19 protein-coding genes and 1 pseudogene are annotated in these 15,097 nt (G+C 49.0%); 17 read left to right on the top strand and 3 right to left on the bottom strand.

The annotated features are described in order from the left end of the window. Positions 1-201, bottom strand: a 201-nt coding sequence (locus JSQ97_RS11750; protein ID WP_205076220.1) for a hypothetical protein, incomplete at its 3' end; no start/stop codon positions are given. A gap of 122 nt (positions 202-323) precedes the next feature. After that, positions 324-476 (bottom strand): annotated as a pseudogene (locus JSQ97_RS11745) (AbrB/MazE/SpoVT family DNA-binding domain-containing protein); the annotation flags it as partial. Between the two features lie 99 nt (positions 477-575). On the opposite strand from JSQ97_RS11745, the gene JSQ97_RS11740 reads away from it, so the two are divergent. The 17 genes from JSQ97_RS11740 (at position 576) to map (ending at position 14,576) form a co-directional block, all read left to right on the top strand. Next, entirely contained in the window at positions 576-1,109 is a 534-nt protein-coding gene (locus JSQ97_RS11740; protein ID WP_205076222.1) for a hypothetical protein, read from the top strand. 74 nt (positions 1,110-1,183) lie between these two features. After that, a complete protein-coding gene (locus tag JSQ97_RS11735) occupies positions 1,184-1,378 on the top strand; it encodes a hypothetical protein (protein WP_205076219.1) in 195 nt (64 codons plus the stop codon). Positions 1,379-1,490: 112 nt separating this feature from the next. Further along, positions 1,491-2,612 (top strand): hypothetical protein, encoded by a 1,122-nt coding sequence (locus JSQ97_RS11730; protein WP_205076218.1) that lies wholly within the window; start codon positions 1,491-1,493, stop codon positions 2,610-2,612. Positions 2,613-2,745: 133 nt separating this feature from the next. Then, positions 2,746-3,126 carry a preprotein translocase subunit SecG gene (gene secG / locus JSQ97_RS11725; RefSeq protein WP_205076217.1) on the top strand — a complete coding sequence of 127 codons (381 nt, stop codon included), beginning with the start codon at positions 2,746-2,748 and terminating at the stop codon, positions 3,124-3,126. A gap of 18 nt (positions 3,127-3,144) precedes the next feature. Beyond that, positions 3,145-3,609, top strand: coding sequence for a PTS sugar transporter subunit IIA (locus JSQ97_RS11720; RefSeq protein ID WP_205076216.1), 465 nt, complete (start codon positions 3,145-3,147; stop codon positions 3,607-3,609). 3 nt (positions 3,610-3,612) lie between these two features. Continuing rightward, positions 3,613-3,924: a hypothetical protein gene (locus tag JSQ97_RS11715; protein WP_205076215.1), complete on the top strand. Its 312-nt coding sequence runs from the start codon at positions 3,613-3,615 to the stop codon at positions 3,922-3,924. A 14-nt stretch (positions 3,925-3,938) separates the two neighbouring features. Then, positions 3,939-4,964 (top strand): V0D/AC39 family V-type ATPase subunit, encoded by a 1,026-nt coding sequence (locus JSQ97_RS11710; protein WP_205076214.1) that lies wholly within the window; start codon positions 3,939-3,941, stop codon positions 4,962-4,964. Between the two features lie 27 nt (positions 4,965-4,991). Further along, positions 4,992-6,983: a V-type ATP synthase subunit I gene (locus tag JSQ97_RS11705; protein ID WP_205076213.1), complete on the top strand. Its 1,992-nt coding sequence runs from the start codon at positions 4,992-4,994 to the stop codon at positions 6,981-6,983. A gap of 141 nt (positions 6,984-7,124) precedes the next feature. After that, positions 7,125-7,451, top strand: a complete 327-nt coding sequence (locus JSQ97_RS11700) for an ATP synthase subunit C (RefSeq protein ID WP_016519701.1) — start codon at positions 7,125-7,127, stop codon at positions 7,449-7,451. 16 nt (positions 7,452-7,467) lie between these two features. Next, a complete protein-coding gene (locus tag JSQ97_RS11695; protein WP_021495545.1) occupies positions 7,468-7,800 on the top strand; it encodes a V-type ATP synthase subunit F in 333 nt (110 codons plus the stop codon). 12 nt (positions 7,801-7,812) lie between these two features. After that, positions 7,813-8,448: a hypothetical protein gene (locus tag JSQ97_RS11690; protein WP_205076212.1), complete on the top strand. Its 636-nt coding sequence runs from the start codon at positions 7,813-7,815 to the stop codon at positions 8,446-8,448. Beyond that, positions 8,445-10,235, top strand: coding sequence for a V-type ATP synthase subunit A (locus JSQ97_RS11685; protein ID WP_205076211.1), 1,791 nt, complete (start codon positions 8,445-8,447; stop codon positions 10,233-10,235). Before JSQ97_RS11690 ends, JSQ97_RS11685 begins: the two co-directional genes overlap by 4 nt. Further along, a complete protein-coding gene (locus JSQ97_RS11680; RefSeq protein WP_016519705.1) occupies positions 10,232-11,653 on the top strand; it encodes a V-type ATP synthase subunit B in 1,422 nt (473 codons plus the stop codon). Before JSQ97_RS11685 ends, JSQ97_RS11680 begins: the two co-directional genes overlap by 4 nt. Before the next feature lie 3 nt (positions 11,654-11,656). Further along, positions 11,657-12,277 (top strand): V-type ATP synthase subunit D, encoded by a 621-nt coding sequence (locus JSQ97_RS11675; RefSeq protein ID WP_187384023.1) that lies wholly within the window; start codon positions 11,657-11,659, stop codon positions 12,275-12,277. 20 nt (positions 12,278-12,297) lie between these two features. Continuing rightward, a complete protein-coding gene (locus JSQ97_RS11670) occupies positions 12,298-12,804 on the top strand; it encodes a universal stress protein (protein WP_187384022.1) in 507 nt (168 codons plus the stop codon). A 12-nt stretch (positions 12,805-12,816) separates the two neighbouring features. Further along, positions 12,817-13,596 (top strand): J domain-containing protein, encoded by a 780-nt coding sequence (locus tag JSQ97_RS11665; RefSeq protein WP_205076210.1) that lies wholly within the window; start codon positions 12,817-12,819, stop codon positions 13,594-13,596. A 224-nt stretch (positions 13,597-13,820) separates the two neighbouring features. Continuing rightward, positions 13,821-14,576 (top strand): type I methionyl aminopeptidase, encoded by a 756-nt coding sequence (gene map / locus JSQ97_RS11660; protein ID WP_205076209.1) that lies wholly within the window; start codon positions 13,821-13,823, stop codon positions 14,574-14,576. 279 nt (positions 14,577-14,855) lie between these two features. Here map and JSQ97_RS11655 read toward each other — a convergent pair whose 3' ends face one another. Beyond that, positions 14,856-15,074: a hypothetical protein gene (locus JSQ97_RS11655; RefSeq protein WP_239447122.1), complete on the bottom strand. Its 219-nt coding sequence runs from the start codon at positions 15,072-15,074 to the stop codon at positions 14,856-14,858. Positions 15,075-15,097 lie beyond the last annotated feature (23 nt).

The raw sequence follows: 15,097 nt of genomic DNA, 5'->3' as shown, positions 1-15,097 counted from the left end.
ATCTTCTAAAATTTCCGGAAGTAAGCCAATTATTTTGATAATTTTTTCTTTTAGAATATTGTAATCTATATTTTTATTAGGAAAGACTTTTTGTGTTATCCAATAATATATTATTTCAATTTTATAATCATCAATTTCTTTATTTTCTGCATTCTCAGCTTTATTCTCGTCAAAAGGTGTTCTTTGAGTCTGATCTTTCACGGTATCATCATTTTTATTCTGTGGTATATACACATTAGAATTTTTCTTGTTTGTTTTGTAAAAATATAAAGAAAAGAAAAAAGTAATTACTATGATGATAATAAAATGTAGGTAATCCATCTATCAAGCGATTTTTTCTGAGAAAGAATGACTGTTTTTCCTTATTTCAGCAATTACTTTAATTTTGCTGCCGTTCTTTACATTGTTATCTTTTGCCCAACGAGAAGGAATTCTAAAACCGAGACTGTTGCCCATTTTTGAACTATCCTCTGCATACTGTACCTTCGTATATTAAGTGTATATAATGTATAATCTCGGCTGTCAAGGGAAATGAAAAAAAAAGGATCGCCCGCCATTATAATAAAAAAGTGAATATGAGGATACGGGAAAAATGGGGATATTTTATTGTAACTCTGCCGACATTGTCGGTCATGTGTCTCGGTGAAATGTATCACAATGACTTGATTTTTTCAGTTGGTTGTATTTTATGGATTATCAATGGAATATTCGCTTCTCGGCTCTATAATCTTATTTTTTATGATGCAAATACGACGTGCGGCTTTTATGCGGGAAAAGCTGCGCTTGAAAACGGGTTTGATCCGAAAGCTCAGAACGGAATAATATGGGATCCGAATAATTATAAAATTTCTGATATCTACAAAATGTATCCGAATAATAGGACGCCGAAACCGGAAGCGGGAACTGCAGGATTTGTGTTTTATACCAATAAGCGCGGAACATACAGCAGATATATGGAATTCTACGATTATCGATACGGAGGTGAGACCTATACGAGGTATAAATTTTTTATGGATTCAATCGGCACTCAAGATAAAATATTTATTCGAGAAGCAAAGATAAGCGACGGAAAACCGTATAAGCGTTTTGTGCCGCTGGATGCATTTTAAAAGGACGGATTGTATAGTACGTAATATTAATAATTTAAGGAACTTTCCGGTAAAATATTGATTAGGGAAATAATATGAAAGTGCTGATGAACTATATTGAAATGAATATCATACCGGCGGCATTGATTTTTATATTGTTTGTAATAGTAAAGGATGAAAAGGCTTATAAAAGAATCAAGGAAAAGAAGGTTTTTATCGCCATTTACATTGCGATAATTTGTTATGGTATTTCGTTAGTTGTCGGATTTATAAAGTTTTTGCGAGCTTGATCGTATTAAAGAAACGACATATTGACGATCCCTTTTGTTGTATACTATACCGTAATTATGGATTGGAAAAAATTATTCGATGATGAAATATCGGATCGCGGACAGGAGTATTATGAACAAGACGGGAAATGCCGCTTTTAAAAATGATGAAAATAAGACGGCGAGCAGTAATGAATCCAGTGCGGCTTTTTCGATTCAAGAACTTGTTGACAATACCGATAGTGCGGGCATCAGGGCTTTTTTGATCGATGTGCTGACAGACGATCCGATGCTTTTGCAGCAATTTAAATTAAAAATGCGCTGTGGCATTTCAAGCGACGATCTGAAAATATATAAACAGGCAATCGACAGAATTTGTATATGCCATGCCGATAAATACGGATATATTTCATATTATGACTCTCGCGGATTTTATAACGAGCTGTCGGAATTTTTGCAAAAAACGATCACGGAAATCATTGACAATTTGCATCCCGAAGAAAATTGCATCAATGAATACGCTGCAAAAACGTGGGCAAAGTATCATCTGGAAGTTATGAGACAGCTCAACTTTTTGCAAAAAGATATTGATGAGTATTGTAAAAAATATATCGATTTGAGCGACATCCGAAAATATTATGTAGACGAATGTATACGAATGAAGCGATATGAAGAAGCGATTCAGCTGCTGGAGGAAGGAAAACTTGTCGATACAGGCTACCGCGGTCTGATACTGGCGTATAGCGAAAAATTAAAAGAAATATATGCGAAAACGGGGCAGCGTGAAAAGTATAAAGATGAGTTATGGCGTATTGTATTGGAATATGATCCCGGAGATATCGATACCTATAAAGAATTAAAAACATATTACACTGTCGATGAATGGGAAGAAAAACGGGAAATCATTTTCAAACAAAAAGATATTCATCGCATTGATCACTTATATGCATACGACGGATTATATGATCGGCTTTTGAAATTGGCGTTGGAAGCGCAGGGGATTTATTATATTCTCGAATACGAAGATCTTATAAAAGATTTGGCGCCTGAAAAAATTCTGAAGCGATATGAAGAGGTCGTACGGGAAAAGGCCGCATATACTTCGGATCGGGGTGTCTATCAGGAGATAGCCGATTTATTAAAAAGAATGAAGCGCTATCCGGGCGGCAAAGACCTGGTTCAAACGCTTATGGCAGAATTCCGCATCGCCTATCGGCGGCGCCCTGCAATGATGCAGGAATTGAATAGAGTGTGAGATTATTATGGGAGAGCTGATCAAACAGCTCGAAACGCCGATTGACCAAAGTGCACAATTAGGTTAATATATCGGAACTATCGATATTGTTCTCTCCGCTTTCTGCGGGGATTTGTTTACGGGAGTATATAAAATGGGTGCTATTCGTGTAATTCTGCTCGTCGCATTTATCATTGCGTGCGCGTTGCTTATCCTTATCATTCTCGTGCAGGATGACGGTTCGAGCGGCATGGGCGGCCTTTTGGGCGGACGCGGAACGACGGCATTCGGTTCTCATTCTGCAAATATTCTGACGAGGACGACTTTCGTGCTTGTCGTGCTTTTCTTCGTGTTTGCGTTGGCGCTCGCGCTGCTGAACAAGCGTCCGCGCCTCGAACAAAATCTCGTTCCTTCCGGAACCGTGCAGCAGGGTACGTCTCCTGCCGATACGCAGTCGAACGATTGGTGGAAGACATCCGATGCTCAAGGTGCGGCGGACAATGCCGGAAGCGCAGCGGTTGAGCCGCAGCAGTGATTTGAGAGGAGATAAGCGATGTTAAGTCATTTACTCACTCCCGCGAATATCAAAGCCGATTTGGAAAGCACGGAAAAAGACGAAGTGTTTGAAGAGATGCTCGAAATGGTCGTTGCATCCCAGCCGTCAGTCGATCGGCAGGGTGCGCTGGATGCGCTCATGCAGAGGGAAGCGCAACAGACTACCGGAATCATCCCCGGTATCGCCGTTCCTCACGCGCAGTGCGCTTCGGTGCGCGGCACGGCTTTGGCGTTGGGTTTGAGCCGCACCGGAGTCGAATACGATTCACTCGACGGCAGTCCCGTAAACTTTATCATCATGATGCTCTTCGCCGAGGGCGATACGGAATCGCATCTCCAGACGATGAAGGATGTCGCGAACCTTTTGCAGGCACCCGATTTTTTAAAAACAATTATGGAAAAAAAGACGCCGCAGGAAATATTCGACGCCGTATGTAATTTTGAAATGTCGTTACAGGGGTAGTCTATGTCCGAAAGCGAAGTCAACGTTATCAATCATCTGCTTGAAGTGGAAAAGCGTGCATCGGGTTTGACGTCCGATGCGCAGGCCGAAGCCGATAAGCGCCTCGCCGCGTACCGCGCCGAAGCGGAAAGCGATTATAAAAAACGACACGATGAAATCTTGGCAAAATTCGAAAGCGATTATGCTGCGCGAACAAAAGCGATTGACGAAAAACATGCGGAGACGATCGCCGCATATCGATCCGAAATTCAAAATACGACACAGGATACCGGAGCTTTTTACAAGCTGCTCGATACGCTGCTTGCGGCAAACTGACGGACGGCGCGCGTATGGAATACTCCGGTGCTGCTTCTTATGTAAACGCTAAGGCTGCGGGAATGCTCCGAAAAGCCTTTGTCGGCGAGAGAGCTTCGGCTCTGTTTGCCGTAAAGACGCTTCCCGAATTGTGGACACTCGTGTTCGGCACGGAAGTACCGCTCATCCCGCAGACTATGCTCGGCGAAAAATTGGAGGAAGAAGCGGAAGACCGTTTTTTGGCGCAGTATATTTCGCTCGTCGAAATGTACGATAAGCCGCATGCCATTCTGACCGACCTTTTGTACTTTTACGTCGTTGAAAATTTAAAGACGATAAGCGCGGCTCTGTGCTTAAAAGAAGAAAAGATGCCGCACCTTTGTGCACTCGGCGCATACGGTATGCTCGATTATAAAGCGTGGCCGAATATCGCTTCGATCACGAAGGGGACTCCGTTTGCGTGGTACGATTCGGTGCCCGATATTCACGAGCAGCACATCGTCAACGCAAAGCTCGACAGTCAATACGTCAAGCTCATGTGGCAGTGCGTAAATGAAGTGCGCGGAGAAATTAAAAAGCCCGTCGTCGATTTTTTTACGCATTACTATGTTATGCAAAATATCGTGTGGGCGCTCCGCTTGAAAGTGTACTACGATATGAAAAAGGACGAGATATTGACGCACCTCGCGTATGCGGACGACGGCCGCGAATCGTCCGATCCTCTTGCTGCTCCTGCGATCGCGATCCTCGACAAAGCGACGGATACGTACGCCGATTGGAAGGACTGGCAGTATGCGCCGCTGCTCAATCCTCACGAAGAGGGAGCTGTGTGGAAACTCGATCCGCGCTGGATGGAAGATGCGTGCAAAGCCGACATAAATCGCCGCGCCGAACGTCTCTTTCACCGATATCCGCTGACCGATGTTGTGCTTATTTCGTGGTTTAAGATAAAGCAGCACGAATGCGATATCATACGGACGGCGGCGGAAAGCATCCGCCTCAACGTGAGCGCGGAAGAAGCGATGAAAATTGCGGGGGTGGCGGCGAAAGCCCGATCATAATGTTGCAGCAAATCGAGAAGGTAAAATATGGCACGAACGACTGAAATGAGGCTCATAGAGCTTATGACGCTCCGGCAGGATATTTCAAAAGTGATCGAATATCTCGGCAAAAAGGGTAACTTTCAGTTTCAGACAAAACTGCGCGATGGAGACGCTTCTCCATCCGACGCTTTTAAAAACGCGGACAAAGAATTTTTCGACAATCTCCAGCGCGCGCGCATCTTTCTCGCCGTTCCAGACAGAACGGACGACGGGCGATCGTGCAGCGCACCTTCCGATGCGGACAGGGACGAGGCGGCAAAACTGCTTGCCGCGGTCGACGATTTGAAGCATCGCGTTACCGCAAGCATCGAAGAAGCCAAGCGTGTCGACGACGCGTATAAAGAAGCGCTCGCATTTTCGAATTTGAAAGCGTCGTATTCGGAACTCGAACACCTTTCGTTCCTTTCGCTGAGAATCGGTAAAATCGATCCGACATTGTTTGAAGCGCTCAAAGATGCGGTCGGGGAGCGGGCTGTCGTCATTCCGCTCGGCAACGACAATTCGCGCATTCTCGCGGCGTCTTCGAAAAAGGGTCGCTTTGCCCTCGACACGGAATTAAAAAAATTCAATTTCGTCAATATGGAAATCCCTCAGGATTTTAAAGGGATCCCCGACGATGTGCTTGCCGGTCTCAAAAACGAAAAAAGTGCCGCCGCGCAAAAGGTCGCCGCACTGGAAAAAGAGCGCGGCAATTTTGCCGAAACGCACCGTGAAAAACTGCTTGCGCTCCTGGGCGCGTTTTCGATCGGTATGCAGATTCAGGACGTCGAGTCGAAGCTGCAGTCGACCGAACTCGTCTACCGTTTGACCGGCTGGGTTTCATCCCGCGACAGCAAAGCGATGATGAAAGAACTCGACGAACTGACGGAGGGGCGGATCGCGATCCGCGAATATCTGCCGTCCGAAGTGCCGTCAGTCATAAACGGAAAAGAGCAGGTGCCGGTCGAAGTGCATCATCGGAAATTCGTCAAAGGCTTCGAGCGTATGCTCTTCAGTTACGGCGCTCCCGTCTACGGTACGATCGATCCGACGCCTTTCGTTGCGCTCTTTTTTACGATTTTGTTCGGCATCATGTTCGGAGATTTCGGACAGGGTCTTGTTATATTTTTGCTCGGTCTTTTGCTCGAAAGACGGATCCTGCGCATCGGTTCGTACAACAGATCCGCTCCCGTCTTTATCGCAGTCGGAGTGAGCAGCATGATCATGGGGCTTTTGACGGGCGAGTTTTTTACGAACGAAACGCTGCTCGAACCCTTTGCGTATTGGGTAACGGGATTTTTCGGAAAACCGCACGCGCCCATCATAAAACTCATGCCGTCGGGAACCGACACGTCGGCGATGTTCGCGATGTTCGGCGTTGCGATCGCCGTCGGCTTTCTCATCAATACGATCGGCTTAATAATCAATATCACGAATAAATTCATCGTGCGAAAACCCGGCCGCGCGCTTTTCGGAAAGACGGGACTTGCCGGCGCGTGCTTTTTTTGGTACATCGTCGCGCTCGTCGTACGCGTTTTGTTTTTCCATCAAACGGCGTCGCGCTTCGACTTTATCGTGATCGGCGTGCTCATGTTTTTTGCCGCATTCGGAGAACCTTTCGAGCGCCTCGTTGACGGAGAGCGTCCCATCGCCGAAAACGGCATCGGTGCGCTCGTCATTTCGGGCGTCGTCGAACTCATCGAAGTGATTTCGACCTACCTTTCGAATTCGGTGAGCTTTTTGCGCGTCGGTGCGTTTGCGCTCGCGCACGCGGTGCTCGCGTTCGTCATTTCGATGCTCGCCGACATGATCGGCTCTCCGGGCGGTATCATCGTAACGGTACTCGGAAACGCGCTCGTCATCGTGCTTGAAGGCATGATCGTCGCGATCCAAGTCGTGCGTCTGCAATACTACGAATTCTTTTCGAAGTTTTTCAATGAAACGGGTGTCGAGTTTTCGCCGTTTTGCTTTACGTATAAACAGGGCGCCGTGCAATAGGCTGCCCGGTGAGTTTGCGTTGCAGACTCGAATATATAGCGTGCGCTTGCCGGAAACGTCGGAGTAAGGCTTCGCGCTTCGAAGCATGCGCATGATCAAAACTTTTTCGGATGCTGATGATGTCCGAAAACGGGAGTTTCTATGTATAAAAAACTTATCGCGGTTGCCGTTCTTTCGGCAATTTTTTCGGTCGGAGCGCTTTTCGCGCAGTCTTCAAATGAAACGCAGAGCGCACCTGCCGTGGAATCGAAAGCTTCCGTGAGCGGCGGCATCCGCTACATCGCTGCGGCTCTTGCGGTCGGTATCGCGTGCATCGGCGGCGGTATGGCCGTCGGCAAAATCGGAGCGGCTGCTATGGGCGCGATGAGCGAAAACGCGAACCTTTCGGGAAAAGCGCTTCCCTTCGTCGGTCTTGCCGAAGGTATCTGCCTCTGGGGCTTTTTGATCGGATTCCTTATCATCAACTGATCGAGGATACACCGATTTGAACTATTTTGTGATCGGTGAACGCGAAATGGTTCTCGCATTCCGACTTGTCGGCGTCGACGGTGCAATAGCCGAAACGCGTCAGGAAGTGCTGGAATCGTTTAACCGCGTTACCGGCAGGGGCGGTACCGTATCCGTTCCCGTTGAAAAAATTCCCCGCGTCCTCATTCTCACGGAAAGCGCCGCCTCTTATATTCAAGACGAAGAGCTCGAATGGCAAAAGACGGCCGACTATCCGCTTATCGTAGAGATACCCGGGCTCGAAGGCCATTTGAGCGGGCGCAAAACGCTTACCGAAGCGATCGGGGAAGCAATCGGCGTAAAAATTTAAAGGATTATCGTTATGGAAGAATTACGCTCGACCGAAGTTCTCGACAAAGAAATCGAAACGGACGCACGGAAAAAAGCGGAACGCATTTTGGCAAAAGCCGACAGCGACGGAAAAGCGCTCGTCGCCGATGTGGCGCACCGCATCGAAAAATTTACGGAAGAAAAAACCGCCGAATATCAAAAAAAGGCGGAAAGCTATCAAGCCGATAGAGACGCCGTCGTCCCGCTTGAAAAAGAGCGTTTTCTCGTTTCGTTTATGGAAAGCGCGATTATTAAAGCGATCGATTCCTACCTCGAAGCGCTGGGGGAAGAAAAGCGTATCGCGCTCGCCGTCCGCCGATGGAACGCATATAAAGCGGTTGTCGCTTCTCAAAAAGTGAACGCGCTTGTGTTCGGCTTCGATGCGGCAAGCGCGGAAGCGGCTTTGAAAAAAGAAGGTGTGCCGCTTGCATCCTGTTCGTCCGTCGCATACGAAAAAAGCGGCGACGAAGAGATCGACGGCTTGACATTTAAAGAGGGTATCATCCTCGAAACGGAAGATAAAATGATCCGCTGCCGTCTGACGCTTTCACAGATCGTCGGCGAGCTTGAAACGGAACACCGCGCGGAACTCGCCAAAGCTCTGTTCGGCGGGAGGTTTGATTCATGACAGTTGAAGGGAAAATTACACGCATTTCCGGCCCCATTGTTTTTGCCGAAGGGCTCGACGAATGCGGATTATACGATGTCGTCGATGTCGGCGAAAAAAAGCTCATCGGCGAAATCATCAGACAAAATAAAGGCAAAGCGACCGTTCAAGTGTACGAAGACGACACCGGCATGCACGTCGGTGAAAAGATCGTAAGCTACGGACGTCCGCTGTCGCTCAGGCTCGGGCCGGGACTTGTCGGTACGATTTACGACGGTATCCAGCGCCCGCTCGAATCGATGTACGAAGACGGGACTGCGTTTTTGCTTCCGGGGCAGCGTACCGAACCGCTCGACACGAAAAAGACCTGGCACTTCGATGCCGGAAAAACTTCCGACGGAAAAACGATAGTGGAGGGTTCTCCGATCGCGCCGGGTCTCCCGCTCGGGACGGTGCGGGAAACGCCGTCCGTTTTGCATACGATTATGGTGCCGCCCTATATCCGCGGGCGCGTGCTTAAAACATTTAAAGGAAGCTGCGATTGTACCGTCGACGATGTCATTGCGACGACGGAATTGGACGAAGAGATAAAACTTTCGCAGTATTGGCCGGTGCGCACTCCGCGTCCCTATACCGAAAAGCTTACGGTATCTCAGCCTCTCGTTACGGGGCTCCGCGTTATCGACGTGTTTTTTCCGCTGTCGAAGGGCGGAACTGCGGCGATCCCCGGCGGTTTCGGTACGGGCAAAACGATGACGCAGCACGCCGTTGCAAAATGGTGCGATGCCGATCTCATCGTCTATATCGGCTGCGGAGAGCGCGGAAACGAAATGACCGACGTTCTCACCGAATTCCCTGAAATCGTCGACCCGCGGACGGGACGCTCCATCATGGAACGCACGATCCTCATCGCAAATACGTCGAATATGCCCGTCGCCGCGCGTGAAGTGTCGCTGTATTCGGGCATCACGCTTGCCGAATATTACCGCGATATGGGTATGGCAGTCGCGATCATGGCCGATTCGACGAGCCGCTGGGCGGAAGCGCTCCGAGAGCTTTCCGGCCGCATGGAAGAGATGCCTGCCGAAGAAGGTTTTCCCGCCTACCTCCCGACGCGACTTGCAAGTTTTTACGAGAGGGCGGGACGCATCAATTCGCTGTGCGGCAGGGAAGGATCGGTTTCCGTTATCGGCGCGGTTTCTCCTCCGGGAGGCGATTTTTCGGAACCCGTCACCCAGCACACGAAGCGCTTTATACGATGCTTTTGGGCGCTCGACCGGGATTTGGCAAACGCGCGCCATTATCCGGCTATCGGCTGGATCGATTCGTATTCCGAATACGCGGACGAAGTAAAGGGCTGGTGGGAACGCCACAATCCCGAGTGGTCGTCGGTGCGCACCGGAGCGCTCGACCTCTTAAAGCGGGAACAGCACCTGCAGCAAATCGTGCGCCTCATCGGTCCCGACGCGCTTCCCGACGCCGACCGCCTCGTGCTTTCGGTTGCGGAAATGATTAAAAACGGATTTTTACAGCAGGATCAATTCGACCAAATCGACGCGTACTGCGTTTCGAAAAAACAGATCGCGATCCTCGTACTCATCATGGATTATTATTCGTCGGCGCTTGCGCTCATAAAAAGCGGCGCGCCCTTGGTCAAATTGACGGGCCTTCCGGTGCGCGAAGAGATCATGCGTATCAAGTCGAAGTATACGAACGACGAAGCCGATAAAATTCAAGACGTGAAGATGCACCTTGAAAATCAACTCGACGAATTGAGACGGCTTTACCGAAGGACAGGCAGCGTATGAAAGGAATAGAATACCGCGGATTTACGTCGGTCGACGGCCCGATCGTCATCGTCCGCCGAACCGAAAATATTTTTTACCTCGAAACGGTGTGCGTGCGGGACAGAAACGGAAACAAGCGTATCGGGCGCGTCATGGACCTTTCCGAAGACGCGGCGGTCGTTCAGATTTTCGGCAATACGACGGGACTCGACCTCGATGCGACAACCTACGAATTCCTCGATACGCCGCTCGAACTGCGCGTCGGCGAAGGCTTGCTCGGACGCATTTTCAACGGACTGGGAGAACCGATCGACGGATACCCTCCCATCGTATCGTCGGAGCTCGTCAATATAAACGGAAACCCGATCAATCCCTATGCGCGTATCTACCCGCGCGATTTTATCCAAACGGGTATTTCGGCGATCGACGGCATGAACTCGCTCGTGCGCGGACAAAAGCTTCCGATTTTCAGCGGCAACGGTTTACCGCACAATAAGCTCGCCGCACAGATCATCCGTCAGGCAAAGCTCCGCTCGAGCGACGAACAGTTCGTCATGGTCTTTGCCGGCATGGGAATCAAATACGATATCGCGCGCTTTTTTACCGACACCTTTGAAGAATCGGGCGTCCTTTCGAAAGTCGTCATGTTTCAGTCGCTCGCCGACGCTCCGTCCATCGAACGCATCATCACGCCGAGGTGTGCGCTTACGGCGGCGGAATACCTCGCGTTCAAAAAAGGTATGCACGTTCTCGTCGTGCTCACTGATATGACGAATTACTGCGAAGCGCTCCGCGAAATCTCGACGACGCGTGGCGAAGTGCCCGGCCGCAAAGGATATCCCGGCTACCTTTATTCCGATCTTGCGGAACTTTACGAACGTGCGGGGCGCATCAAGGGATCGGCCGGTTCGATCACGCAGATCCCGATTTTGACGATGCCGAACGACGACATATCGCATCCTATTCCCGACTTGACCGGCTACATCACCGAAGGGCAGATCGTTCTCGACAGAGAGCTTTCGCAAAAAGGATTGTATCCGCCCGTCGCGGGGCTTCCGAGCCTTTCGCGCCTCATGAAAGACGGTATCGGAGTTGCAAAGGACGGCAGGGTCATGACGCGGGAAGATCACGCGAACGTTTCGAGTCAGCTTTTCGCTTCGTATTCGAAAGTGAAGTCGGTGCGGAACCTCGCGGCGATTATCGGCGACGAAGAGCTTTCGCCGCTCGACCGCGAGTACCTCAAGTTCGGCGATAAATTCGAAAACGAATTTTTGATGCAGGGCGAATACGAGAACCGCACGATAGAACAGACGCTCGACTTGGGCTGGAAGATTTTATCGACGTTGCCGCGCGAAGAGCTCTATCGCATCAAACCGGAATACATCGAAAAATATATGCCGAAAAGCGAAGACGAAAGCGGAGATGCGGAGCGGAACTAGCCTATGGCAAAACTGAATATTGCGCCGACAAAATCGAACCTCCTCGCCATGAAAGAGCAGCTGGCCGTGTCCAAAAACGGCTACGACCTCTTGGAGCAAAAACGCGAGATCCTCGTCATGGAACTCATGCGCATGGTCGAAAACGTCAAGCTCCTCGAGCACGACATCGATAAAGTGATCGAGGAAGCGTATCCCGCGTTTCGGAAAATGCTTGCGAGCATGGGAAGCGATCAAGTCGAGCGCATATCGCACGGCGTGCATTACGATTTTGTCATACACGAAAAACAGGAAACGCTCGGCGGTATGTCGTTCAAATCGCTCGACGTGGAACTGCCGAAAAAGGAATTGTTTTATTCGTTTATGGGCACTTCATCCGACAGCGATAAAGCGATGGATCTCTTTTTCCGCTTGCTTGCGCTTTTGACGAAGATGGCGTCGATCCGCACGATTGTGTGGCGCCTCGCGGGCGAAGTGAAAAAGACTCAGCGGCGGGTCAACGCGCTCGATAAGATGATCATTCCGCAGACGAGCGAAACGAAAAAATATATCGAAAGCGTACTTGAAGAGCGTGATCGTGAAAACATCTTTACGCTCAAAGCGCTTAAAAACCGCAACAGGCGGTAGTCGATAGGAGGTAGGATAAAATGAGTAAACCGCTTTTCCGCCGTATTCTTGTTGCCGTCAACGGATCCGAAGCTTCGATTCAGGCTGCGATGTACGGCATCATTATGGCAAAGACCTATCACCTCGATCTGAAATTTATATACGTCGTCGATACCGCGACGATCAAGCGATTGACGCTGTCGAAATTTTTTGCGAGCGATGAGCGAAAGCTCTACGAAGAAAATCTCATCGCTGACGGAAAAAAATATCTTGCGTATACGGGAGATTTGGCAAAATCGAAAGGCGTTACCGCCGAAACGGAATTGCTCAACGGAGCCGTATGGGCGGAGATCGTCAAAGCGGCCGACGACTACAACGCGGACTTTATCCTCCTCGGCGGAAAAATACGCGACGTGTCGTACACGCCTTCGGGCTCAAACCGAAGCGATGTCGTTTCTCTCGATCAAAGCCAAACGATCGCCGCCGCGAATTGTTCCGTCATCGTAGTCAAGCAAAAAGACATAGAGCAATTATTTAAAATCGCATAAGGGTACGGCTGCTTGGAAAACTGCTATGAAATCCTCGGCGTAGCGCACGATGCATCGGCGTCGGAAATCAAACGCGCGTTCAGACAAAAAGCGAAAGAGTATCATCCCGATACGTCAAAAAGAAGCGATGCCGAAACGACCGCCCTGTTCCGCCGTCTCGTGCAGGCCTACGACATCCTTTCCGATGCGAGACAGCGTTCCATATTTGACAATTCTTTTTTCAGCCGCTATCATATACGGAGAGTCCGCAAAAATTCGTTCGATTATCACGCGTGGCTTTCGGAACGCAGCGACGATGAAAGCAGGGCAAAGCTCATATTTTGGGATCTGATGCACCACCGCGAAGACGAAGCCGTTTCGGAATTCAAACGCATGATGACTTCTCGTGCGGGCTTTAATCTTGAAAGATGGTTTTCGCGCGAAGACTTTATGGATTACGGCTACATCCTTGCCGAAGAGCTTACGGTACGCGGAGAGTTTTACGATGCGTTTTTGCTGCTCGAGCGGATCATTAAAATGGAATACAAGAGCGATTATTTCAGGCTCTTTTTTCCGGAAGTGATTTCCTTTGCGCTCCATATTTTAAAAAACAATATCGAAGGAAATACGAGCGACGAACTTGCCCTCGACGCGTGGGAGCGGGCTCTCGATCTTAAGTTTTCGGCGGCGGACGATTCGTTTTTTTTGAAAAAAATGGCGAAAGCCTATCTCAGGCTCGGCGACCGTCACACGGCGGACATCTGCTTTGAAGAGAGCGAACGATTGATAAAAAAGGATCAATTTCGAGTTTAATAAAACTTGAAATTTTCCGACCATTTGTTATGATAACTGAATGGCGAGTTTTGAAAATAAAAACTTGTGTGGAAGCGAGGTTCCGACTGCGTGCCGTTTCGAGCGTTTGGCTTACGGAAGCCTGCCCTAAAAGCTCGACCGCGGCTAAGCGGGCGGGTTCTCGCTGACAGCACAGCGTTATTAGTTAATGCTTTCAAAACTTGCCATTCGAACACGAGGTGTCTATGATACGGTTAAAGAATGACGATGAAATCGCAGGTATCAGAAAATCCTGTCACCTGCTTGCGGATATGTTCAATGAAATCCTCCCGCGCGTAAAAGCGGGTATGTCGACGAAGGATATCGACGATATGTGCAAGCATTTTATGCTTTCTCATCACGGCAAACCCGCGTGGTACCGCGAAAACTTTCCCGGAGCCGTGTGCGTCAGCGTCAACGAAGAAGTCATACACGGCGTTCCGTCCTCGAAAAAAATAATCCACGACGGAGATTTGGTTTCGATCGATGCGGGAATCGATTTGGACGGTTTTATCAGCGATTCGACGCACACGGTGCAGGTCGGAAACGTCCGACCAGAGTGGAAAGCGCTCGACGACGTGACAAGGGAATGCCTTGCTGCGGGGATTGCTGCCTGCGTCGTCGGAAACAGGATCCACGACATTTCAAAGGCGGTCAACGATATCGCCGTGAGTCACAACTACGGCGTCGTCTACGAATACTGCGGTCACGGTGTCGGTCTTGACGTGCACGAAGATCCGTCGATTCCGAATTGTCCCTCGGGGCCGAATCCGCGCATTCAGGCGGGTATGGTGCTTGCAATCGAGCCGATGATCAATCTCGGAACGGCGGACGTCGTGACGGCGGATAACGGCTGGACTGTGCTGACCGCCGACGGAAAAGCGTCCGCGCACGAAGAGCACACCGTCGCGGTTTTCAAGGACCGTACGGAAATACTTACCGCGCTCGACTATACCGGATAAGAGTGAATGAAACGGCGCAAGGCTTGATCTTGCGTCCGTTCTGAACTTCTTGTTAGGCGATTCTATTTTTTATGTTCAGTAAACCATTCTTTTATATCATCTTTCGGCATTTTTCCGGAAGCAATACTGAAACCGAAATCAATCAATTCTTACTGAAGATAAAGTAAATTAATATCGTTAAGTTTTAGGAATAACAAAGTAAGATGTACTCCAATTCTTTTGTTTCCATCTACAAAGAGAACTATGAAGCTTTACGACTTGCTCATATTCAAAGAAAAATCATTTTGCAAGTTCTTTATAAGATTCCATATTCTGACTTATAAGGGAATCGGAAAGTGCAAAAAGTTTTTCCGCAGAAACAGTGTTAAACGGCTTCTCATCTTCTAAAACGGTGATAACAACTTTTCTGCCGTTATAGCGTTCAAGAGAATAATCATTAGTGAGAACTGTATTTCCCTGAATTATTCCTGTGGTTGCGTACATTTTGCTGCCTTCCAATATTATTATAGCATATTTTTAGC

Source organism: Treponema sp. Marseille-Q4523 (genome assembly GCF_016901105.1).
Lineage (GTDB): Bacteria > Spirochaetota > Spirochaetia > Treponematales > Treponemataceae > Treponema_D.
The sequence above is the reverse complement of the archived record's forward strand: the minus strand, read 5'-3'. Positions and strand labels throughout refer to the sequence as shown.

What these genes read in the sequence shown, in the direction of transcription:
- JSQ97_RS11740 (WP_205076222.1), top strand. Translation starts at nt 576, where the DNA reads ATGAGGATACGGGAAAAATGGGGATATTTTATTGTAACTCTGCCGACA.
- JSQ97_RS11735 (WP_205076219.1), top strand. Translation starts at nt 1,184, where the DNA reads ATGAAAGTGCTGATGAACTATATTGAAATGAATATCATACCGGCGGCA.
- JSQ97_RS11730 (WP_205076218.1), top strand. Translation starts at nt 1,491, where the DNA reads ATGAACAAGACGGGAAATGCCGCTTTTAAAAATGATGAAAATAAGACG.
- secG (WP_205076217.1), top strand. Translation starts at nt 2,746, where the DNA reads ATGGGTGCTATTCGTGTAATTCTGCTCGTCGCATTTATCATTGCGTGC.
- JSQ97_RS11720 (WP_205076216.1), top strand. Translation starts at nt 3,145, where the DNA reads ATGTTAAGTCATTTACTCACTCCCGCGAATATCAAAGCCGATTTGGAA.
- JSQ97_RS11715 (WP_205076215.1), top strand. Translation starts at nt 3,613, where the DNA reads ATGTCCGAAAGCGAAGTCAACGTTATCAATCATCTGCTTGAAGTGGAA.
- JSQ97_RS11710 (WP_205076214.1), top strand. Translation starts at nt 3,939, where the DNA reads ATGGAATACTCCGGTGCTGCTTCTTATGTAAACGCTAAGGCTGCGGGA.
- JSQ97_RS11705 (WP_205076213.1), top strand. Translation starts at nt 4,992, where the DNA reads ATGGCACGAACGACTGAAATGAGGCTCATAGAGCTTATGACGCTCCGG.
- JSQ97_RS11700 (WP_016519701.1), top strand. Translation starts at nt 7,125, where the DNA reads ATGTATAAAAAACTTATCGCGGTTGCCGTTCTTTCGGCAATTTTTTCG.
- JSQ97_RS11690 (WP_205076212.1), top strand. Translation starts at nt 7,813, where the DNA reads ATGGAAGAATTACGCTCGACCGAAGTTCTCGACAAAGAAATCGAAACG.
- JSQ97_RS11685 (WP_205076211.1), top strand. Translation starts at nt 8,445, where the DNA reads ATGACAGTTGAAGGGAAAATTACACGCATTTCCGGCCCCATTGTTTTT.
- JSQ97_RS11680 (WP_016519705.1), top strand. Translation starts at nt 10,232, where the DNA reads ATGAAAGGAATAGAATACCGCGGATTTACGTCGGTCGACGGCCCGATC.
- JSQ97_RS11675 (WP_187384023.1), top strand. Translation starts at nt 11,657, where the DNA reads ATGGCAAAACTGAATATTGCGCCGACAAAATCGAACCTCCTCGCCATG.
- JSQ97_RS11670 (WP_187384022.1), top strand. Translation starts at nt 12,298, where the DNA reads ATGAGTAAACCGCTTTTCCGCCGTATTCTTGTTGCCGTCAACGGATCC.
- map (WP_205076209.1), top strand. Translation starts at nt 13,821, where the DNA reads ATGATACGGTTAAAGAATGACGATGAAATCGCAGGTATCAGAAAATCC.